The sequence below is a fragment of the Idiomarina sp. genome (assembly GCF_048265525.1).
Taxonomy (GTDB): domain Bacteria; phylum Pseudomonadota; class Gammaproteobacteria; order Enterobacterales; family Alteromonadaceae; genus Idiomarina.
This window is the reverse complement of sequence record NZ_JBLXBI010000002.1, coordinates 364298-384214: the sequence shown is the minus strand read 5'-3', so window position 1 is coordinate 384214 and position 19917 is coordinate 364298. Positions and strand designations below refer to the sequence as shown.

Genomic DNA, 19917 nt, shown 5'->3' with positions numbered 1-19917 from the left:
GGTCTCTAAGCACCTCCTCTGTAAAGGCTTAAAAGCTACAGAGTTTCACGCCTATCTCTATTATTTGGTATAATTTCTTACTCTATAAAAATAGTCATTAAACAAGGATGTCATATGCAATTTTTGTCACGCAAGATCGTTCTAGCTCTTGTCGGAATCATAATCGTTTCTATTAGCATAGCGGCTCTTTTGCCAGAGAAAACAAAATTTCTCCGTTTTGAAGCTGATATCGGTAAAACAGAACAATACCGTTTAGATATGCGTACGCGGATACTAGATATAAACAACCGGGACTGGCAAATAGCAGACACAGCATCCCTGCATAGCATATTACATTACCGTGTAGATAAGGTGGGCCCTGATATTAATGTTAGTGCCGTTCCCCAGGCACTAACATTTTCGTTTAATGAGAGCGTTGAGTTCAGCAGCTCAAACCCTAAACGCAACTTGGAAAAACCGGTTAGAGAACTGATTTCGTCAGGCTTCGACCAGACGATGAACAGGGAAACAGGAAGAACAACAGTAAGTGCAAAACAAGAAAGCAGAAACCTCCAGGAAGCGAGCAAACAACGAGTAGAGCAATTACAGCAAGTTATCCTGTCTCCGGTTGTGAACTGGGCTCTGCCGATGGTTGAAGGGAAATCGGTTACTCTAAATAGCTTTCAAGGGATCCCCTCGTTAGTTCTCAAGGTTGATAGCATTGATGAGAATAGCATTACTGTTGATATTACCAGAGAGACCAAAGCCCCAGCAGATGCCGTGCCAATGATGGGGCACAACCCCAACCTGAAGGTAAGATGGTCGGAAGTTAACGGCCGTATGCGCATTAGCCGCGACGACGGCTGGATTGAAAACTTAGTACTTATTACAACTCAGAAAACCGTCAAAGATACCCCATCCAAAGAAATTGATACGACACTCGTATTAAGGCGAAAAAGCGAACTGGTAATTGGTTCCACGGATGATTTTCTGGCTCCTTTTGAAATGGCAACTTTCCTCGCTGAGAATAACGGTTCATATGAACTATCTATGAGCTCTGCTGGCGAGTCGCCAGATTTTGATTTTATTGGTGATCCTGTTGCTCATACCGAAACAGCATTCGCCATTAACCCAAAGGATAACAGCTTAGAGCTGGAGCTTGAATTTGTTGGACCCGAAGGCAAGGTTATGGGGGGGCTAACTTCCATCAACTCCCTGACTCTAATGGACAACGAAGGAAATAAGCTAAATATTCCCATGATGCTTAGATCAATAGAGCCCAATTACTCCGGGGCTAGCGAGATGAACATTTACTTAGTTCCGCTTGGCTGGGAGAAGACTGACCTGAGCAAAATATCTAGCATAACGGCAGTTATGGACTACATGCCTGCGGTAGAGCCTATTCCTGTCACTCTTCCTCTAGCCAAAGACGTCACTAGTATTCAACAAGGAAATGCGCGGGCGAGCGCAACGCCAACAGATGACGGGTGGATTATTGCAACAAGAGCCAGTGATCGCTCTTACTATATTCTTGACCAATACGCCGACTACCCCGGATTATCAGGACGCTGGAGCGACAAAGCTTTTTATGACTTAAAACCGTCAGTAGAGCTACAACTGAGCCGAGTAGACGCTCCCGAGGCCTGGTACCAGCAGTTTGTTGTTAAAGGTAATAGCGAGAAATTTCCTTTAACATACTACCAGGAACCACCGGAGGCGGAAGTCAAACAAGTGAAGCTTAATTTTGCGAAAAAGCCGTTTTAATCTAAGACCGTTTCGCCTTACCTCAACGGACGCCTCCGACCTCGGCTTGAGGTATTTGAAGAAGCCGGGGTTGGCACAATTACTCAAAGACTCTCTGCTCGCCTATGTTATTTTCTCACCAGACCAGGAGTTAAAACAGAAGTACAGTCAGGTTAACGAACATAGGAGTTATCTGAAAAGTATTTACAGGTTATGTTCTTTTTGCACAGTCCAGCGCAATTGAGACCACGCAAGGCGCCGGCTATTTACAGGGTATTTCAAAATCTACGTGGTAATGCTCGTCATGCCTAACCCAGGAACGCCTTTTTGAAAACTCGACATACTTTGATAAATACTCGGAGTATCGAGTTTTAAGCAAATTAGGTTGCAACTCCGGGTCAAATATTACTCGCCAAAGGTCGTGCCCACGCTTCCTTGATTCCTTATGCACCGCAACGATATGGGCTGCGAGTGCTTCATAATCTATCGTGAAATTTTCGTAGCTGCTATTTGCATCAAACTCGATATTGTAACCAAATTTATTCAGTGGATTTGTCGGTAGGTGAACCGACTCACCATTTCCGTTTACAACGGGAACCATAAAGTCTACCGACAGTCCATTTTTATGGGTTTTATGTGGTTTGAACTGCCCCCCGTCTTTGTATCCAGTTTCTGCGTATTTATATACCTTTCCCGGTTGAGTCGTTTCCAGCTCTTTATAGGCTGCTATAATTATCTCTCTTACTTCGGAATGGACATAAGTTCTGCCCGCCAGTCTGGCTATTGTACTGTACCCCTCGAAATTTTCTCCCGATGCAGGAAGCTCTACGCCCCCTTCCAGTCTTCCGTTCGCGGTAGTACCAAAACAGGTGCTTTCACCAGCCGAAGCCAAAGATGCAAAAAAAATTAAAACGCCAGAAGAAAAGTTCATTTTCTTCGGCCGCCAACCGTTCAAACCACGCCTAGAGATAGCCCACACGCCTTGAAGGGGGTTCTCATTTCCAACCTTGGATCCATTTCTCTTCACTTTTAAGTTCAAGCCAATTGATTGAATATTCATTTCTCGAAAGCACTGATTCAATTTTGCATGAAATTACTGAGCCGTCTTCATCATACTCAACTTCTGATACCAAAAAATGCTTCTCGCGATTAAGCGGCTCTACTGCAGTCCACTTACTATTACGCAGTTTAGCTGGGTTAATTTGATTCATATTGACTCCGTAATAAACTGAATTTACTTATTTTTACCCATCCTTCTTATTCTAATGAATGAGTAACATAGCCGCAAAAACAAGAAATCATATTTAGGCTCTATTCACCACCATTTCCTTCGTAGCAATAACCCAGTAAAATCCCCCCATAATTCAACGCAGGCAATAATTATTCAGCGTATGAAAACCAATTTAATTACCCTTGGCGGTTATGAAAAGTTACAACAGGAACTTGAACACCTTTGGCGTGTAGAGCGGCGCGAAACGGTGGAGAAGGTTTCCTGGGCGGCGAGCCTCGGCGACAGGTCTGAGAACGCAGACTACAAATATAACAAACAAAAGCTGCGCAAAATTGATGGGCGCATTCGCTACTTAACCAAGCGTCTGGAGCAGGTGAAGGTAGTGTATTATGCTCCACAACAGGACGGTAAGGTGTTTTTTGGTGCCTGGGTGGAAATTGAGGACGAAGAAGAGAACGTTCGTGCCTTTCAAATTGTTGGTCCGGATGAAATTTATGATCGCAAAGACGCGGTGTCTATTGATTCACCCATGGCGCGTGCCCTGCTGAAAAAGCAGGTGGACGACGAGGCGGAAGTTAACACACCTCAGGGCAGTAAAGTCTGGTTCATTAATAAGATAAGTTACCAACAGCCCGCGTAGCCAATTCGTGATAGTATTCGTCCCCATTATTTGTCGTAAAGTTTCAAAACTAAGAGATGTACTATGAGCCAGATACCGCAATTACTTGCTAATGAACTGAAGGTTGATGAACGCCAGATTTCGTCTGTTATCCAGTTGCTGGATGAAGGCTCAACAGTGCCCTTTATTGCGCGCTACCGTAAGGAAGTGACCGGAGGCTTAGACGACACGCAATTGCGTCAGCTGCATCAGCGCCTTAACTACCTGCGTGAATTGGACGACCGCCGTCAGGTGATACTCAAGTCCATTGACGAGCAAGGCAAACTAACCGACGAACTGACTCAGAGCATTAAAACCGCAGACTCGAAAACCGAGCTGGAAGATTTATACCTGCCCTACAAACCGAAGCGCCGCACCAAAGGCCAAATTGCCATTGAAGCTGGGCTTGAACCGCTGGCGGACTTGCTGTGGAAAGAACCAACGCAGAACCCGGAGCAGGCAGCGGCTGAATACGTTGACACCGACAAAGGCTTTGCCGATGCGAAGGCAGTACTCGACGGTGCCCGCGCCATTTTAATGGAGCGCTTTGCCGAGCAGGCGGAGTTACTAAAACGCTTACGCTCTCACTTATGGCAGAACGCGCACTTAACCAGCACCGTGGCTGCGGGTAAAGAAAAAGAAGGCGCTAAATTCCGCGACTACTTTGAGTTTTCTGAGCTGTTTAAAACCATCCCCTCGCACCGCACGCTGGCTTTGTTGCGTGGCCGTAACGAAGGCTTTTTGCAGTTGTCGATGGACGCTGATCCGGGCAGTGAAGATAAAACCGCAGGCTCACATTGCGAAGTGATTATTGCCGATTTCCTGAACTTTGAGCACAAAGGCCGCGCTGCCGACGACTGGTTGCGTCAGGTTATTCAATGGACCTGGCGGGTGAAATTATCGCTGCACATGGAAACCGAGTTAATGGCCCGTGTACGCGAACGTGCCGAGGAAGCAGCGATTCAGGTATTTGCCAGCAACTTAAAAGACTTGCTGATGGCGGCGCCTGCCGGTGCTAAAACCACCATGGGCTTAGACCCGGGTGTTCGCACCGGTGTTAAGGTTGCCGTGGTGGATGAAACAGGTAAAGCGGTTGCCACTAACACCGTATTCCCCTTCCAGCCGCAAAACCAGATGGATAAATCCATGCGAACGCTGGCTACCTTGTGCAAGCAGTACAAAGTGGAACTTATCAGTATTGGTAACGGCACCCACTCGCGCGAAACCGACAAAATGGTCGGCGACATGCTGAAACAGCACAGCGACATTAAAGCCACTAAGGTTATAGTGAACGAAGCCGGTGCTTCGGTTTACTCGGCGTCTGAACTGGCTGCGCAGGAATTCCCGAATATGGACGTGTCGCTACGTGGCGCGGTCTCTATTGCCCGCCGTTTACAAGATCCATTGGCAGAGCTGGTTAAAATTGAGCCTAAGTCTATTGGTGTCGGGCAGTACCAGCACGATGTCAGCCAATCGCAATTAGCGCAAAGTCTGGATGCGGTGGTTGAGGACTGCGTAAACGCCGTGGGTGTAGATGCCAATATGGCTTCTGCCGCGTTACTGCAGCGCGTATCCGGTTTATCGAAAACTTTGGCGAAGAACTTGGTTGAGCACCGCGATGCTCATGGTGCTTTCCGTAACCGCAAGCAATTGCTGGATGTTGCGCGCATGGGACCAAAAGCCTTTGAACAGGCGGCAGGCTTCTTACGCATTAGTAACGGCGAGCAGCCACTGGATGCGTCTTCAGTTCACCCCGAGGCTTATACTGTGGTTGAACGCATTGCCAAAGAGAACTCCCTGCCAGTACAGGAGCTTATTGGTAGCCAGCAATTAATTAAAAACCTGAACGCTAAAGACTACACCGACGAGCGCTTTGGCCTACCAACGGTTACCGACATTTTGTCCGAGCTGGAAAAACCCGGCCGCGACCCGCGTCCTGAATTCAAAATGGCAGAATTTAAAGAAGGCGTTGAGAAAGTCAGCGATCTGAAGCCCGGCATGTTGCTGGAAGGTGTGGTAACTAACGTTGCGAATTTCGGTGCCTTTATTGATGTAGGCGTGCATCAGGACGGTTTGGTGCACATTTCCGCACTGGCGGACAAATTTGTCAGCGACCCGCGCGAAGTGGTTAAAGCCGGCGACATTGTGAAGGTAAAAGTGCTGGAAGTGGACATTGAGCGTAAACGTATTGGCTTAACCATGCGCCTGAGCGATGAAGCCCCAGCCAATACTGCAGGCAGCGACAAGCCTAAAGCGAAAACCGGAAGCGGACCTAAGAAAAAGCCTTCAGGTAATGGTGGTCGTGCGCCACAGCCACAAAACTCAGCAATGGGCAGTGCATTAGCAGACGCCTTTGCAAAAGCGAAGAAAGATTAAAACAGGATTGGGGTTAAGCGGTAGCGCTGAATGAGTCCACGGAAGGACGAACGCGCTTATCGTAGAAAGAAGCTATCATCTCGCCTCGTTCAGGAGACGACAACGTCTTTTTACCCTGCTCTTCAGGCGCTACGTCCGAAGACGCTGACTGGCTCTTGCCTTCGCCCTCTAAGCTTTTATTAAACGGCGCATTAATACTAATATCCGGAGTAGTGTTTTCGCCATCTTCTTCACCCGACTTTACCTGTTGCTGAGCCAGCTCTGCACGCGCTTGGGTAGCTTTATTAGCCGCTTCGGCAGCAATTGAACGGTCGGCAGCCGATGGTTGTGCTGGTGCTAATGCGGCGCGTCGTACCAGTTGCATTTTTTGAATGGTAGCTTGCGGATCACCATTAACCGGGCTGACATCTATTTGAACTTCGCCGCCCACAGCATAAGACTTACCGTCAGGCCCGCGTTCATAATCATAGGAAGGAGAACCAGCATACTGACCTCCAACCGCCGCGTGGGCTTGCTCATGTACACGCACTTCCTGGTCACGGCTTTTTAGCTCATCGACTTTTTCAACTTCTTCTTCACTGAGCTTCTGCTGATTCTTTTCAGCATTGTCAGTAACTTCTTTGCTTGCTTTGTCGGTGGCTTTTTTGCTGTCAGGCTTTCCATCAGCTTTCGCGTCGGGTTTTCTGTCGGCCTGGGTATCGGCTTTATTACTGGATTGATCAGGTTTGGCAGGTTCATTCACCAGCGGCCGCTGCAAATTATCCCTGTTCATCGACTCCGCAGGCGGTGCCGACGTTACAGGAATAGGCGGTAACGCTGGTGAGATATTCATGTTAGAACATTAAGCGCGGGTATCAATCATTGTGCCCAACATCTCGTCGGCAGTTTCTACCGTACGGGTGTTTGACTCAAAGTTGGTCTGCCCCTGGTTTAGTGAAACCAGAGAATCAGTGGTATTGGCAGCCGTAACGCTTTGACTGGTTTCAGACGCAGTCTCTGTTGCGGCCTGAGCACCATTTGCAACGGCATTACTTTGCTGCTGAACATCATTACGACCCGATGTTGAAGCAGACGCAATTTCCTGACTCGCTTGTGATACCTGCTGGTTTGCACGTTGCATACCCTGCAGGCCTGAGTTCATTGCTGCACCAATTTCCATCGTTTCCTCCCACACGCTAAAACGTGTTACTACGAATGTATTTGTCAGTATCGTTTATATTTTAAACATTTTCAAGTACTGACAAATGCCATTCGTCGCAATTTCAACCAATAATTACGCGTGCTGCTGAATTTGGTTTAATAGCGCTTTCCAGGAGCGTTTTTGCATTTCCAGCGAAGCCTTCATTTCATCAACCTGACGCTTCAACGCATCAATATCGTGATGAACATGTTCTTTCAACGCTTTAGCTTTAGTATCCAGAAGCGTTTTACGAGCCTGATAATAAGCCTTCAACTGCTGGCCCATTTGGTCATAATGTTCCTGAGCACGTTCAAATAATGAATCCGGCGCTGACAATGCTTTTTTCTGAGCTCGCTTTAACTGCATTTGCAGTTTCGCTCGCTCTACCTGATACGGCGAGCTGCGCTTTAAGTTTTTCGCCAGCCCCAACCATTTACTGGCTACGATCAGCCATTTAGTTGGGTCGAACTGCCACCAGCGAATGCCGTTACGATAATCCGCAGCAAAAATGTGGTGATAATTATGATAGCCCTCACCAAACGTCAGAAACGCCAGCACGCCATTGTCACGCGCAGTGTTTTTGTCGGTATAAGGCTGCTTACCCCAAATATGCGCCAGCGAGTTAATAAAGAATGTGGTGTGGTGGTTCAGCACTAAGCGTAGGACACCAATAACCAGCAGCCCTGCCCACACGTCGCCCAGCATGAAACCGGCGGCAATTGGCCAGCCAAAGTTCACAAACAGGGTTAGCGGCAAGTAATACTTGTGCTGCCACATAACAATTGGGTCTTTCTGCAGGTCTTTAACGTTATCGTAGTCAGTATAACGGCTCGCCTGATATTCACGGATCATCCAGCCAATATGCGAGTACCAGAACCCGCGCTTAGCGGAATACGGGTCTTTGTCGTTATTATCAACATGCTTGTGGTGTTCACGGTGGTCAGAAGACCAGTGAAGTGCACTGTTCTGCAGCGCAACCGCACCGCCAATGGCAAAAATAAAACGAATTACGGGGTTTGCATCGTATGTACGGTGCGCCCACAGGCGATGATAGCCCGCTGTAATAGACAAGCCGGCGAAACACGCCGTACCAAACATAACCCACCAAAACGCGGCTCCAATGCCAACGCTGTATGCGTATAAAGGTACACCAACAATGGCGACAATAAAGGTAATAGAGAACACCAGGGTGTTTAACCAGATGATGGGGGGCTTTTCAGAAATCTTTTGCATGCATATAACCTAAAACATTCAAATAAAGGCAGGCGTCTAATAGCGTACACCTGTACGCTGAATGTACGTGTTTCGTGTTCAAATTACAAGCGGTAAAAGTGTAAAAAGCTGTGTTATCATTCTTAATATACACGCAAAGATGACTATACGACTATGGCCGGAATTCGCGCAAAGCAGAAAGAGAAAACCCGACAGGCGTTAATTAACGCGGCAATGAACCAATTAAGCGCCGAAAACGGTTTCTCCAGTTTGAGTCTGCGTGAGGTAGCGCGCGAAGCGGGTATTGCCCCTACCTCATTTTACCGGCACTTTCGCGACATGGATGAGTTAGGACTCACTTTGGTCGACGAATGCGGCCTGGCTCTACGCCAACTATTACGCCAGGCGCGTCAACGCATTGAATCCGGCGGCTCTATTATTCGGGTATCTATAGAAACTTTTATGCAATTTGTGGCGAACAATACCGCCACCTTCAGGCTATTGCTGCAGGAACGTTCCGGTCGCTCACGCAGCTTTCGCTTAGCGGTAGTGCGCGAAATAGACCACTTCAAAGCCGAACTTGAAGACTATTTAGTTAACGAACAGTCCTTTAGTCGCGAATTGGCCGAGTTACAGTCGGACACTATTGCCAAAATTGTATTCAGCGCCGGAGCCGACTGCTTTGACGTAGACGAAGAAGAACGCGAAATTATTACCGAAAAAACGATTCTGCAAGTTCGCTTAGTTGCCAGAGGCGCCGAAGCGACTCGCCGATTACTAAAACGAGAGTCATAAAAAATAATCTTAATCAGAACAAGAAACTGGAGAACATTATGCTTTTACGTGCTGTAGGCGGTATGGCATTAGCAGTCTGGGCAGCAGATATTGATGCCCGCGACATGACGCTAATGGAAACCGTAACCACCAAAGCCATTCGTTCGGCTCAATTGTCGCCGGATGGTCAATTCACTGCGGTTATCCGCTCAACACCCCGTACCCCATACGAAGATGACGACGGCTCCAGCTACAGTGAGTTAGTGCTTATTAACGCTGAAGGCGAAGAAACGTCTTACCTGAGCAAAGACAAAAAGTTCGGCCGGGTCAACTTTGGTCCACAAAGCGAGTACTTGTACTTTACCGCCAAAGAAGAAGGCGATGAGTATCAGGAGCTTTACCGCATGCCTGTACACGGCGGTGGTATTCAGTCAGTTTTTGAATTTGACGGCAATATTGGCGGCTACGCGCTGAGCGATGACGGCAAGCAACTCGTATTCTTGTCTTCAGGCGCAAAGGATAGCGACAAGAAAAAGCTCTCGAAAAAAGGCTTTAAAGCCGAAGTTTACGAAGAAGACTTAACCTACACTCAGGTTTACCACGTTTCTCTGAGTGAAGAAGACGCAGAAGCCAAAGCGGTTACTACCGACGACCAGCACGCGCTTTCGGTTAGCTTCCACCCGAATAACGAACAGTTATTGGTTCGTACCGCACCAACCTCACTTATTGACGACAACTACATGAGCAGCCAATATCAGCTTATTAGTCTGGACGGCGAAGTAGTCACTTCTTTTGAAAGTGAAGGCAAGCTTGGTCGTGCAGAATTTTCACCGGACGGTCGTTATTTGGCCATGATCCGCGCTGCTGACTACAACGATCCTTCTGCTGGTTCTTTATTTGTTTACGACACTCGCGAGCAAGAACACCGCAACGTGTTGCCTGACTACAAAGGCGCAGTCAAAGATTTTAGCTGGCGTACCGACGAAGAAATCATCTGGTTAGGTCACCGCGGTACCGAAACCGAAGTTCAGGCATTAACACTTAAGTTTTTAGAAAGCCGCAGCCTGTTAGAATTGGGTGAAGCCGTTTTCACCAGCCTGGACGGCGAAGCCGGTAAATCAGAATTTGTTTTAACAGGTCACCGCCCAAGCCACCCGAGCGAAGCGTTTAAGTACAGTAACGGTCGTCTGGAGCGTTTAACCGACTCTAACCCCTGGCTGGCCGACATCGATATGCCTCGTCAGGAAACCATGACTTATGAAGCACGCGACGGGCTTAAGCTGGAAGGTATTGTGGTTTACCCAACCAACTACGAAGAAGGCAAGACCTACCCGACCATGATGGTGATTCACGGTGGTCCTGAGTCGCATTACAGCAACGGCTGGTTAGATCGCTATGCGTCCCCGGTTAAACATGCTGCAGCCAAAGGTTATGCCCTGTTCTTCCCTAACTACCGAGGCAGTACCGGTCGTGGCGTCGAGTTCTCTAAGCTGGGGCAGAATGACTACGCGGGTAAAGAGTTCGACGACATTGTTGATGCGAAAAAGCATTTGGTTGATATTGGTTTAGCCGATGAGTCGAGCGTGGGTATTACCGGCGGATCTTACGGTGGTTACGCGTCGGCCTGGGGCGCAACAGCACAGACCGAGCACTTTGCTGCCAGTGTTATGTTTGTGGGTATCAGCGACAACTTATCTAAGTTTGGTACTACCGACATTGCCAAAGAAATGCATGCCGTACACGCCCGTAGCTATCCGTGGGACAAGTGGGAATGGTACTTAGAGCGCAGCCCAATTTATCACGCAGAAAAGGCGCGTACGCCAATTCTTATTATGCATGGTAAAGAGGACACTCGTGTACACCCTTCACAGTCTATGGAGCTTTACCGCTACCTGAAAACTCACGGCAAGGTACCGGTTCGTTTGGTGTTGTACCCTGGTGAAGGGCACGGTAACCGCAAAGTGGCGGCACAGCTGGACTACAGCATGCGCTTTATGCGCTGGATGGATAGCTTCCTGGTTGAAAAAGCCGAAGAGAAACCCTCGTTTGAATTACCGCACGCTGAACAGCTTAAATAAAGCGGTTTCCTAATAAAAAGCCGGGATGCTTCATTGAAGATCCCGGCTTTTTTGTCTCTGTAGTTTTTTTATTTACCCGAAACTGCCTGCCAAATTTCCTTCCAGCCCGGTTCTTTTCCGTAATACTGAATGCCCATAGCGAACAAGCGCCCCGCAACATTTCGCATCCAGTAAACAAAAACAAGCAACAGCGCTAAGCTTAGCAGCCATTCCCATACCGGAACGTCAGTTTGCAGTAAGCGTGCGGGCATCATCGCAAAGGAGCTAACCGGCAGAATGCTCATAACCGTGGCTAAGGTTGAGTCTGGCGCACTTACCACACTAAAGCTCAGAAATATTGGCAACATAGGTACCAGCATCACCGTACTGCGGGACGAGTGGTTAGGGTCATCGATGGTTGCGGAAAAACCCGCTAGTAAGGCGTTAATTAAGACTGTGCCCAATAAAACAAAGATAAGACTCAACAGACCTGTGCCAATGCCCCAGTCCAGACCTGAACCGCTCTTATCGGACAATGCCGCAACGACCAGGCTTACGCCCAAAATCATTAGGCCGATAAAGAGCATTGATTTAAGGCTGTGCAAGGTAATGCCAATAATTTTGCCATCCATCCACTGAGTCGGTGTCACGATAGTCAGCAACTGCTCGGTTACACGCTGCTGTTTCTCGGCGGTTATGGACATCATCATCAAGCCGAAACCAGTAAAAACCCCGACCATTATAATCACCAGTAGCATACTGGCTGAACCGTCGTTAGCATCGTCAATGGAAGCTTCTTCGCTTTCTTCAATAGAAAACGCAATTTCCGGCTTTTCATCAATAACCGCTTTTTCTTCCGGTGCCAGTGGTAACTGCTGAATACGCAGATCCTGCAATTGATCCTGTAACTCACTACGCAATTCCTGTTGCCAGGTCTGAGACTTCTTAACCCAGACTTTTGCGGTTAATTCCGGTGTTATGACAATTAATGTATCTAGGTCTTCCGGTAATTGTGCTTTCCACTTTTCTACTTCCATGGTGCCAGCACTGCGAAGGTTTAAGTCTTTTGGCGCCTCAAACTCCCAAGACTGGGGTTTGCCTTCTTCATAGAAAATAGCTCCGTGATATTCATCCGACAAAAGTTGGGCTATTGCGCCCCAGCCAGTGCTCACGGCAAAAATGCCGACCAAAATGACAATAGACAGAAGTTCCTGCTTCCACTTAAAGAAGCGCTTAAACTCCCACCATGAAATGGCTTTCAACTGCTTTAAATAACCCGGATTCGTCTGTTTCATGACTGCGCTTCCTCGCTGCTTCTCTCATCACTCGCTTGCCGACGAATCGTATCCAGATATAAATCATGTAACCCGGGCTGAATCGGCGCAAAGGCTTTAATCGATACCTGCTGTGCCAATTGTGGCCACAACTGATCTATACCGGCGTCGGCGCGAAAGGTTATCTCCACTTGATCTTCACTCACCTTGCGCATGGACTCTATTTGCTCAACGCCCTGCCAGCTATCCAACACAAGCTGAGCATTGGTTGTCACCCGGTAAACCGGCTTAGGCAGCAAGGTATTGCGAATTTCCTGCAAGCTGCCCTGAGCTACCGCCCGTCCTTTATTCATTAACAACATGGTGTCGGCTAAACGCTCAACCAGCTCCATTTGGTGCGCACTTAGTACCACAGTCTTGCCCCGTTCACGCAGTTCGTTCAATACCGTCAGCACGTGCTCCTGGTTTACCGGGTCTAATCCCGAAAAGGGTTCATCCAGAATAACCAGTTGTGGATCGTGCAGCAGCGTGGCAATAAGTTGTACTTTTTGCTGGTTTCCCTTAGACATCTGACGCAAGGGCTCATCTTTGCGATCAGTCAGTTCGAACCGCTCCAGCCAGTTATCAATATCGCTGCGTATATCGCTCAGCTTCAACCCGCGCAAACTGGCAATATAATTCAGGTTATCCAGTATGGTTCGGTCCTGATACAAACCGCGATCTTCAGGCAGGTAAGCAAAGTCATGATAGGTCAGCTCAACACTCTCGCCGTTGTTCTCAACCAGGATCTCACCCTCGTCTGGCTGGGTGAGGCCAACCAGCATACGAACCAGGGACGACTTACCGGCGCCGTTAGGACCGAGTAACGCCTGAATCTTGCCGGGCTGAATATCGAGGGAGATAGCGTCTACCGCCGTTACGGTGCGGTAACGTTTAGTGACATTATTAACTGAAAGGCGCATGTTATTTTTCTGTTATTTGCTTAAGAAGCGCCTATCTTAGAAAGACAAAGGGCCCGTAACAAGTGTTACGAGCCCTTTAATTTGTTTCAAACTATGAATTTACAGCTGAGGGCCTGCGGCAACCAGCGCTTTACCGTTATCGGTGTCAGTAAATTTCTCAAAGTTTGCGACAAAACGTTCGGCTAAGTCTTTCGCGCGAACGTCCCACTCACCGTCATCTTCGTATGTTTTACGTGGGTCTAGAATACTGCTGTCTTCAACGCCGGTCAGTTCAGTTGGCATAGCCAGATTAAAGTGAGGCAACTGCACAAATTCAGCATCTTCAATTGAACCATCTAAAATGGCGTCAATAATAGCGCGAGTCGCTTTAATAGAAATGCGCTTGCCAGTGCCGTTCCAACCGGTGTTAACCAGGTAAGCTTCTGCGCCAGCCGCTTCCATACGCTTAACTAAAACTTCCGCGTACTGCGTTGGGTGCAGGCTTAAGAACGCCGCGCCAAAACAGCTTGAGAAGGTTGGCGTAGGCTCGGTGACACCACGCTCAGTACCGGCTAACTTAGCAGTAAAGCCAGACAAGAAATGATACTGCGCTTGCTCTTTAGTCAGCTTAGAAACCGGAGGCAATACGCCAAAGGCATCGGCTGTTAAGAAAATCACTTTCTTTGCGTGACCCGCTTTAGACACCGGCTTCACAATGTTTTCAATGTGATAAATGGGGTAGGACACTCGAGTGTTCTCAGTTTTCGAGTTGTCGTCAAAATCAACGATTCCGTTGCCATCAACAGCAACATTTTCCAGCAGAGCGTCACGGCGAATGGCGTTATAAATATCCGGTTCAGCTTCTTTCGACAGGTTAATGGTTTTCGCGTAACAACCACCTTCAAAGTTGAAGACACCGTCGTCGTCCCAACCGTGCTCGTCGTCACCAATCAGTGCGCGTTTCGGGTCAGTCGACAAAGTGGTTTTACCCGTGCCTGACAAGCCGAAGAAAACAGCCACGTCGCCTTCTTTGCCTACGTTGGCAGAGCAATGCATAGAAGCAATGCCTTTTAGCGGCAGGAAGTAGTTCATCATTGAGAACATACCTTTTTTCATTTCGCCGCCGTACCAGGTGCCGCCAATTAACTGAATTTTTTCAGTTAAGTTAAACGCCACAAAGTTTTCTGAATTCAGTTCCTGTTCCTGCCACTTAGGATTAATGCACTTAGCACCATTCATAACAACGAAGTCTGGCTCAAAGTTTTCCAGCTCTGCTTCGCTTGGGCGAATGAACATGTTTTTCACGAAGTGCGCCTGCCACGCCACTTCGGTAATGAAGCGAACTGCAAGACGAGTATCTTCATTAGCACCGCAGTAGGTATCAACCACAAACAAACGTTTGTGCGACAACTGCTCAGTGACCAAACCTTTCAGTTCATTCCAGGTTTCTGTTGACAGTGGTTTGTTGTCGTTTTTGCCTTGATCAGCCCACCAGACGGTATCGCGAGTTGTGTCATCGCGGACAATGTATTTGTCTTTAGGGGAACGTCCGGTGAAAATTCCGGTATCGACAGCAACCGCACCCAGGTCCGTTACCGTTCCTTTTTCATAACCTTGCAGGTCGTCGCGAGTTTCCTCTTCGAATAGCAGGTCGTAGGACGGATTATGGACAATTTCTTCGACATCTGTGATGCCGTAGCGGCTCAGATCCAGATTAGGCATGACGTAAGGCTCCTGAGATTACGGTCGTTCGTTAACGTTAACAGCAGCAACACAGCGTAAAAAATCCTGTTTTACAGTTTGGTTACTGGCTAATTTTCAGGGCGCGAATATTAACCTGATTGTGTAAAAAAAGATAGGGCAAAATTTTGCCAGTTCGTTAGAATGCCCGCCTGACTTCTGTAAGCAGCAACGGGTTTCTGATCATTTATGCGCGATTCCTTTCACAGCCGAATTGGCTTTATATTAGCAGCGGCGGGCTCTGCCGTTGGCCTGGGAAATATTTGGGGCTTCCCGACCCAGGTTGCGAACCATGGCGGTGGCGCATTCCTGCTGGTGTATCTTTGCGTAATCTTTATACTTGCCATACCGGCGTTATACAGCGAAATGCTGATAGGCCATAGCGCACAGGCGAATCCGGTTCGCTCGTTAACGCAGCTGTCTGAAGGTCGCGCACGCCCTATTGGCCGCTTAATGGGTTACCTGAATGTACTGGGTTCCTGCTTAATGCTCAGCTTTTACCACGTAGTTGCCGGCTGGATGTTAGTTCATGCTTTAGGCTTTCTGGCTCGCGGCTTTGGTATTGAAGCTGTTGCTGAATTTTTGCTGAACAGCTCACTAACCCGCGACTTAATTTTCACCGCTGTATTTTTATTAGCCACCGCTTACGTGGTTTTTCAGGGTGTAGAAAAAGGTATAGAGCGCTGGTCAAAGCGCCTGATGCCTACCTTAGTCGTTTTGCTGGTGGCGTTAATTGCCTACATGCTGACCTTACCCGGCGCCGACGAAGGTCTGAAGAAATACCTTGTTCCCGACTTCAGCTTAATGACTGACACCAGCATTTTAGTGGCGGCTATGGGTCAGGCGTTCTTCTCGCTCTCTATTGGTTTGGGCGGCATGATGATATACGGCTCCTACCTGAAACCGGGTGCTAACTTAGGTCGTTTAAGCTTATCAGTGGCTGCGCTGGATACTTTTATCGCTTTTCTGGCGGGGCTGTTAATTATTCCGGCTCTGTACGCGGGTATTCATCTGGGCGTTAATGTCGGCGAAGGCTCTAAACTCATTGGCGAAGGCCAGCTCATTTTTGCGGTACTGCCAGAGCTATTTAACAGTATGGGCATTGCCGGACCTTTTGTGGCTTTTGCATTTTTTATGTTGCTGAGTATTGCCGCTCTAACCTCGACCATTGCTCAGGCCGAGGTACCGGTGTCTTACTGCATAGAAGAGCGCAAACTGAAACGGCCAGTGGCAACAGCTCTGTCACTGAGCGTTATTGCGGTGTTTTCGCTGCTGCTAATACTGTTCTTTGAACCGCTGTTTGGCTGGGTTGTTACGGCAGTCACACAGTTCCAGCTGCCGCTGTCAGGCTTATTCTATTTGCTGGTGGTGGGTTGGCTATGGCACCGCAGCAATCACTTAAAAGCTATTGCTGCGGGCAGTGTCGGCTTAACCTTATTACGCTGGCATATTCGCTATTTATGTCCGGTACTAATGAGCATTGTGTTTTACCACGTAGCCTTTAGTTAAGCAGGGTTAACTTTTGCCCGGACGCTTACCGGAAAACTTCTGTTCCAGTGCTGACGCCACCCGGGCGTCAGTAAAGCCGGAAACGTCGCCGCCATGTAGCGCCACCTCTTTTACCAGAGAAGAAGAAATAAACGAGTTTTCCTCGGCCGGCGTCAGAAACACGCTTTCCAGATTCGGCGCCAAGCGTCGGTTCATATTGGCTAGCTGAAATTCGTATTCAAAATCAGACACCGCGCGTAATCCGCGAATAAGCACTGTTGCTTCGTACTCTTTGGCAAAGTTCACCAACAGCCCGGAAAAGCCAACAACAGTGACATTATCGAGGTTTTCAGTCACTTGCTGTGCCAGCAAAACCCGCTCTTCCAGACTAAACAGCGGCTTTTTACTGGGGCTTTCTGCAATACCTACAACAATTTCACTGAACAAGTTGGCGGCTCGTTCAATTAAGTCGGCGTGGCCATTTGTAATAGGATCAAAGGTTCCCGGATAAATTGCTCGACGGTGCATAGAGTCTCCTAAACCGTTATTTGTGCAAGCACTTTATTTGCACGCTTTTCATTTGGCCTAAAGAGTACACGCAAGTGCACACTAAACAAAAGCCCGATATTCAAATTAAGGATGCGAGTTGCGACTAACATCAGTAAACTAGAGGGTAACTTACGTTTTCAAATAGTGGAGTAAAAAATGAGCTCAGCCTTTTATCAGCAACTGGCCGACCAACTGGCCGAAACCAAAGCCGAAGGCCTGTACAAGAAAGAACGTATTATCAGTTCGGACCAAAGCTCTGAAATTACGGTGAATAACCGCAAGGTACTCAACTTCTGCGCTAACAACTATTTGGGTCTGGCAAACCATCCGGACTTAATTAAAGCCGCCAAACAAGGCCTGGACGAACACGGTTTTGGTACGGCTTCAGTGCGTTTTATTTGTGGTACTCAGGACATTCACAAAACGCTGGAACAAAAACTGAGTGAGTTTCTAGGTACGGAAGACACTATTCTGTATTCCTCGTGTTTTGACGCCAACGGTGGTTTGTTCGAAACCCTAATGGGCCCGGAAGACGCCATTATTAGTGACGAGCTCAACCACGCCAGCATTATTGACGGTATTCGCTTGAGTAAAGCGAAACGCTTCCGCTATAAAAACAACAATCTGGAAGACTTAGAAGCACAGCTGAAGCAAGCTGACGCAGACGGCGCACGCCACAAATTAATAGCAACCGACGGTGTGTTCTCAATGGACGGCGTTATTGCCAACTTAAAAGGTATTTGCGACCTGGCCGACAAATACGGCGCGCTAGTCATGATGGATGATTGCCATGCTACCGGCTTCCTTGGGGAAAATGGTAAAGGTACACACGAATACTGCGACGTTATTGGCCGCGTTGATATTATCACCGGTACTTTGGGTAAAGCGCTGGGTGGTGCTTCTGGCGGTTACACTTCAGGTAAGAAAGAAGTCATTGACTGGTTACGCCAGCGTTCACGCCCTTACCTGTTCTCTAACTCAGTAGCACCGGCCATTGTACAGGCTTCTATTCGTGTACTGGATATGCTGGCAGAAGGCGGCAAGTTGCGCAGTCAACTTTGGGAAAACGCCAGCTACTTCCGTGAACAAATGACGAACGCAGGCTTCACCCTGAGCGGCGCAGATCACGCCATTATTCCGGTGATGGTCGGCGACGCCAAACTGGCCTCTGAAATGTCAGACCGCCTGTTAGAAGAAGATATTTATGTGATCGGCTTTTCCTTCCCTGTCGTTCCTAAGGGCAAAGCCCGTATCCGCACGCAGATGTCTGCGGCCCACACACGTGAACAACTGGATCGTACCATTGAAGCCTTTACCCGTATTGGTAAAGAGCTGGGTGTGATTTAAGGAGTATAGAATGAAAGCTTTATCAAAACTGCACGCAAAACCCGGCATTTGGATGACAGACGTCGAGAAGCCGGAATGCGGCTACAACGATTTGCTGATTAAAATTAAGAAAACCGCCATTTGCGGTACCGATGTTCACATTTACAAATGGGACGACTGGTCGCAGAAAACCATTCCTGTGCCTATGGTGGTCGGCCACGAATACGTAGGTGAAGTTGCCGCTATGGGTGACGGTGTTCGCGGCTTTGAAATTGGTGACCGTGTTTCCGGCGAAGGCCACATTACCTGTGGTCACTGTCGTAACTGCCGTGCTGGCCGTCGTCACTTGTGCCGCAATACCTATGGTGTGGGTGTTAATCGTCCGGGTGCTTTTGCAGAATACCTAGCACTGCCAGCTGAAAACGCCTTCAAACTGCCAGATGACGTTACTGACGAAATGGCCGCCGTATTTGACCCGTTTGGTAATGCGGTTCACACCGCTCTGGCTTTTGACCTGGTGGGTGAAGACGTTTTAATTACCGGTGCGGGTCCTATTGGTATTATGGCAGCAGCCGTTGCCCGTCACGTTGGCGCACGCCACGTGGTTATTACCGACGTAAACGAATACCGTCTGGACTTAGCCCGTAAAATGGGTGTGACCCGCGCAGTGGACGTTAGCAAAGAAAAGCTATCTGACGTAATGACCGAGTTGGGTATGAAAGAAGGTTTTGATGTCGGTCTGGAAATGTCCGGCGTTCCCTCTGCGTTTTCGCAAATGCTGGAAACCATGAACCATGGCGGTAAAATTGCCATGCTGGGCATTCCGCCAGAAAACATTGCTATAGACTGGAATCAGGTTATCTTTAAAGGTTTGGTTATTAAAGGTATTTATGGCCGCGAGATGTTTGAAACCTGGTACAAAATGGCCAGCTTGCTGCAGTCGGGTCTGGATATTTCACCTATTTTAACGCACGAAATGCCCATCGATGACTACGAAAAAGGCTTTGAAACCATGATTTCAGGCCAGTCCGGCAAAGTCATACTGAACTGGGATTAACGCGTAAATGAGCAATTATCAGCTAATGGACTTACCCATCGCCGTTGAGCATTGGCAAAATGGCGATGCGGTTTTTGTTGATATCCGTGACCCGCAGTCCTTTGCTGCGGGACACATTCCGGGCTCTCAACACCTGGATAACAGCAACCTGCCGCAGTTCCTGAGTTCGGTTGATAAAAACCAAAAAGTGATTGTGGTTTGTTACCATGGCATTAGCAGTCAGGGTGCTGCTGATTACATAGCAGGCAACGGTTTTACTGATGTACACAGCATGGACGGCGGCTATACGGCCTGGTCCATGTCTTTTCCTGAACACACTGAAAGGAACTAAA

At 48.2% G+C, this 19917-nt stretch carries 18 protein-coding genes; 9 read left to right on the top strand and 9 right to left on the bottom strand.

The window, feature by feature from the left end:
• The first annotated feature begins 114 nt into the window (after window positions 1-114).
• Window positions 115-1743, top strand: coding sequence for a hypothetical protein (locus tag ACN0TF_RS07275; protein ID WP_417441366.1), 1629 nt, complete (start codon window positions 115-117; stop codon window positions 1741-1743).
• A 241-nt stretch (window positions 1744-1984) separates the two neighbouring features.
• On the opposite strand, the gene ACN0TF_RS07270 is transcribed toward ACN0TF_RS07275, so the two are convergent.
• Together ACN0TF_RS07270 and ACN0TF_RS07265 are read right to left on the bottom strand one after the other, a co-directional pair.
• Window positions 1985-2653 (bottom strand): penicillin-insensitive murein endopeptidase, encoded by a 669-nt coding sequence (locus ACN0TF_RS07270; RefSeq protein ID WP_417441365.1) that lies wholly within the window; start codon window positions 2651-2653, stop codon window positions 1985-1987.
• 64 nt (window positions 2654-2717) lie between these two features.
• On the bottom strand, window positions 2718-2933 hold the full coding sequence (locus ACN0TF_RS07265; protein WP_417441364.1) for a TIGR02450 family Trp-rich protein: 216 nt from the start codon (window positions 2931-2933) through the stop codon (window positions 2718-2720).
• 180 nt (window positions 2934-3113) lie between these two features.
• Here ACN0TF_RS07265 and greB point away from each other — a divergent pair, with 180 nt between their 5' ends.
• A complete protein-coding gene (greB, locus tag ACN0TF_RS07260; protein ID WP_417441363.1) occupies window positions 3114-3593 on the top strand; it encodes a transcription elongation factor GreB in 480 nt (159 codons plus the stop codon).
• A 63-nt stretch (window positions 3594-3656) separates the two neighbouring features.
• Window positions 3657-5987: a Tex family protein gene (locus ACN0TF_RS07255; RefSeq protein ID WP_417441362.1), complete on the top strand. Its 2331-nt coding sequence runs from the start codon at window positions 3657-3659 to the stop codon at window positions 5985-5987.
• A 13-nt stretch (window positions 5988-6000) separates the two neighbouring features.
• Here the strand turns inward: ACN0TF_RS07255 and ACN0TF_RS07250 are convergent, their stop codons facing one another.
• The 3 genes from ACN0TF_RS07250 to ACN0TF_RS07240 all read right to left on the bottom strand — a co-directional run bounded on the left by ACN0TF_RS07250 (window position 6001) and on the right by ACN0TF_RS07240 (window position 8400).
• A complete protein-coding gene (locus ACN0TF_RS07250; protein WP_417441433.1) occupies window positions 6001-6759 on the bottom strand; it encodes a putative metalloprotease CJM1_0395 family protein in 759 nt (252 codons plus the stop codon).
• Between the two features lie 69 nt (window positions 6760-6828).
• Window positions 6829-7146, bottom strand: a complete 318-nt coding sequence (locus tag ACN0TF_RS07245) for a flagellar basal body rod C-terminal domain-containing protein (RefSeq protein ID WP_417441361.1) — start codon at window positions 7144-7146, stop codon at window positions 6829-6831.
• Window positions 7147-7260: 114 nt separating this feature from the next.
• Window positions 7261-8400: a fatty acid desaturase gene (locus tag ACN0TF_RS07240; RefSeq protein ID WP_417441360.1), complete on the bottom strand. Its 1140-nt coding sequence runs from the start codon at window positions 8398-8400 to the stop codon at window positions 7261-7263.
• A 153-nt stretch (window positions 8401-8553) separates the two neighbouring features.
• Between ACN0TF_RS07240 and fabR the strand changes: the two genes are divergently transcribed.
• Both fabR and ACN0TF_RS07230 read left to right on the top strand, forming a co-directional pair.
• Window positions 8554-9174, top strand: coding sequence for an HTH-type transcriptional repressor FabR (gene fabR / locus ACN0TF_RS07235; protein WP_011233539.1), 621 nt, complete (start codon window positions 8554-8556; stop codon window positions 9172-9174).
• 38 nt (window positions 9175-9212) lie between these two features.
• Window positions 9213-11231, top strand: coding sequence for a S9 family peptidase (locus ACN0TF_RS07230; RefSeq protein ID WP_417441359.1), 2019 nt, complete (start codon window positions 9213-9215; stop codon window positions 11229-11231).
• Between the two features lie 68 nt (window positions 11232-11299).
• Here the strand turns inward: ACN0TF_RS07230 and ACN0TF_RS07225 are convergent, their stop codons facing one another.
• The 3 genes from ACN0TF_RS07225 to pckA form a co-directional block, all read right to left on the bottom strand.
• Complete coding sequence (locus tag ACN0TF_RS07225; protein ID WP_417441358.1) at window positions 11300-12505, bottom strand: ABC transporter permease; 1206 nt, start codon at window positions 12503-12505, stop codon at window positions 11300-11302.
• Window positions 12502-13446 carry an ABC transporter ATP-binding protein gene (locus ACN0TF_RS07220; protein ID WP_417441357.1) on the bottom strand — a complete coding sequence of 315 codons (945 nt, stop codon included), beginning with the start codon at window positions 13444-13446 and terminating at the stop codon, window positions 12502-12504. Before ACN0TF_RS07220 ends, ACN0TF_RS07225 begins: the two co-directional genes overlap by 4 nt.
• Before the next feature lie 99 nt (window positions 13447-13545).
• Window positions 13546-15147 carry a phosphoenolpyruvate carboxykinase (ATP) gene (gene pckA / locus ACN0TF_RS07215; RefSeq protein WP_417441356.1) on the bottom strand — a complete coding sequence of 534 codons (1602 nt, stop codon included), beginning with the start codon at window positions 15145-15147 and terminating at the stop codon, window positions 13546-13548.
• A gap of 207 nt (window positions 15148-15354) precedes the next feature.
• Here pckA and ACN0TF_RS07210 point away from each other — a divergent pair, with 207 nt between their 5' ends.
• Window positions 15355-16674 (top strand): sodium-dependent transporter, encoded by a 1320-nt coding sequence (locus tag ACN0TF_RS07210; RefSeq protein WP_417441355.1) that lies wholly within the window; start codon window positions 15355-15357, stop codon window positions 16672-16674.
• Between the two features lie 6 nt (window positions 16675-16680).
• Here ACN0TF_RS07210 and coaD read toward each other — a convergent pair whose 3' ends face one another.
• Entirely contained in the window at window positions 16681-17181 is a 501-nt protein-coding gene (gene coaD, locus ACN0TF_RS07205) for a pantetheine-phosphate adenylyltransferase (protein WP_011233533.1), read from the bottom strand.
• A 177-nt stretch (window positions 17182-17358) separates the two neighbouring features.
• On the opposite strand from coaD, the gene ACN0TF_RS07200 reads away from it, so the two are divergent.
• Genes ACN0TF_RS07200 through glpE form a run of 3 tightly spaced genes read left to right on the top strand, consistent with a single transcriptional unit; the run spans window position 17359 to window position 19916 of the window.
• The gene (locus ACN0TF_RS07200; protein ID WP_114982106.1) at window positions 17359-18549 is read left to right on the top strand and encodes a glycine C-acetyltransferase; all 1191 of its coding nucleotides are present in this window, start codon (window positions 17359-17361) and stop codon (window positions 18547-18549) included.
• A gap of 10 nt (window positions 18550-18559) precedes the next feature.
• Window positions 18560-19585 (top strand): L-threonine 3-dehydrogenase, encoded by a 1026-nt coding sequence (gene tdh, locus ACN0TF_RS07195; RefSeq protein WP_417441354.1) that lies wholly within the window; start codon window positions 18560-18562, stop codon window positions 19583-19585.
• 7 nt (window positions 19586-19592) lie between these two features.
• Entirely contained in the window at window positions 19593-19916 is a 324-nt protein-coding gene (glpE, locus tag ACN0TF_RS07190; RefSeq protein ID WP_417441353.1) for a thiosulfate sulfurtransferase GlpE, read from the top strand.
• The last annotated feature ends 1 nt before the right edge of the window (window position 19917 follow it).

What these genes read in the sequence shown, in the direction of transcription:
- ACN0TF_RS07275 (WP_417441366.1), top strand. Translation starts at nt 115, where the DNA reads ATGCAATTTTTGTCACGCAAGATCGTTCTAGCTCTTGTCGGAATCATA.
- ACN0TF_RS07270 (WP_417441365.1), bottom strand. Translation starts at nt 2,653, where the DNA reads ATGAACTTTTCTTCTGGCGTTTTAATTTTTTTTGCATCTTTGGCTTCG.
- ACN0TF_RS07265 (WP_417441364.1), bottom strand. Translation starts at nt 2,933, where the DNA reads ATGAATCAAATTAACCCAGCTAAACTGCGTAATAGTAAGTGGACTGCA.
- greB (WP_417441363.1), top strand. Translation starts at nt 3,114, where the DNA reads ATGAAAACCAATTTAATTACCCTTGGCGGTTATGAAAAGTTACAACAG.
- ACN0TF_RS07255 (WP_417441362.1), top strand. Translation starts at nt 3,657, where the DNA reads ATGAGCCAGATACCGCAATTACTTGCTAATGAACTGAAGGTTGATGAA.
- ACN0TF_RS07250 (WP_417441433.1), bottom strand. Translation starts at nt 6,759, where the DNA reads ATGAACAGGGATAATTTGCAGCGGCCGCTGGTGAATGAACCTGCCAAA.
- ACN0TF_RS07245 (WP_417441361.1), bottom strand. Translation starts at nt 7,146, where the DNA reads ATGGAAATTGGTGCAGCAATGAACTCAGGCCTGCAGGGTATGCAACGT.
- ACN0TF_RS07240 (WP_417441360.1), bottom strand. Translation starts at nt 8,400, where the DNA reads ATGCAAAAGATTTCTGAAAAGCCCCCCATCATCTGGTTAAACACCCTG.
- fabR (WP_011233539.1), top strand. Translation starts at nt 8,554, where the DNA reads ATGGCCGGAATTCGCGCAAAGCAGAAAGAGAAAACCCGACAGGCGTTA.
- ACN0TF_RS07230 (WP_417441359.1), top strand. Translation starts at nt 9,213, where the DNA reads ATGCTTTTACGTGCTGTAGGCGGTATGGCATTAGCAGTCTGGGCAGCA.
- ACN0TF_RS07225 (WP_417441358.1), bottom strand. Translation starts at nt 12,505, where the DNA reads ATGAAACAGACGAATCCGGGTTATTTAAAGCAGTTGAAAGCCATTTCA.
- ACN0TF_RS07220 (WP_417441357.1), bottom strand. Translation starts at nt 13,446, where the DNA reads ATGCGCCTTTCAGTTAATAATGTCACTAAACGTTACCGCACCGTAACG.
- pckA (WP_417441356.1), bottom strand. Translation starts at nt 15,147, where the DNA reads ATGCCTAATCTGGATCTGAGCCGCTACGGCATCACAGATGTCGAAGAA.
- ACN0TF_RS07210 (WP_417441355.1), top strand. Translation starts at nt 15,355, where the DNA reads ATGCGCGATTCCTTTCACAGCCGAATTGGCTTTATATTAGCAGCGGCG.
- coaD (WP_011233533.1), bottom strand. Translation starts at nt 17,181, where the DNA reads ATGCACCGTCGAGCAATTTATCCGGGAACCTTTGATCCTATTACAAAT.
- ACN0TF_RS07200 (WP_114982106.1), top strand. Translation starts at nt 17,359, where the DNA reads ATGAGCTCAGCCTTTTATCAGCAACTGGCCGACCAACTGGCCGAAACC.
- tdh (WP_417441354.1), top strand. Translation starts at nt 18,560, where the DNA reads ATGAAAGCTTTATCAAAACTGCACGCAAAACCCGGCATTTGGATGACA.
- glpE (WP_417441353.1), top strand. Translation starts at nt 19,593, where the DNA reads ATGAGCAATTATCAGCTAATGGACTTACCCATCGCCGTTGAGCATTGG.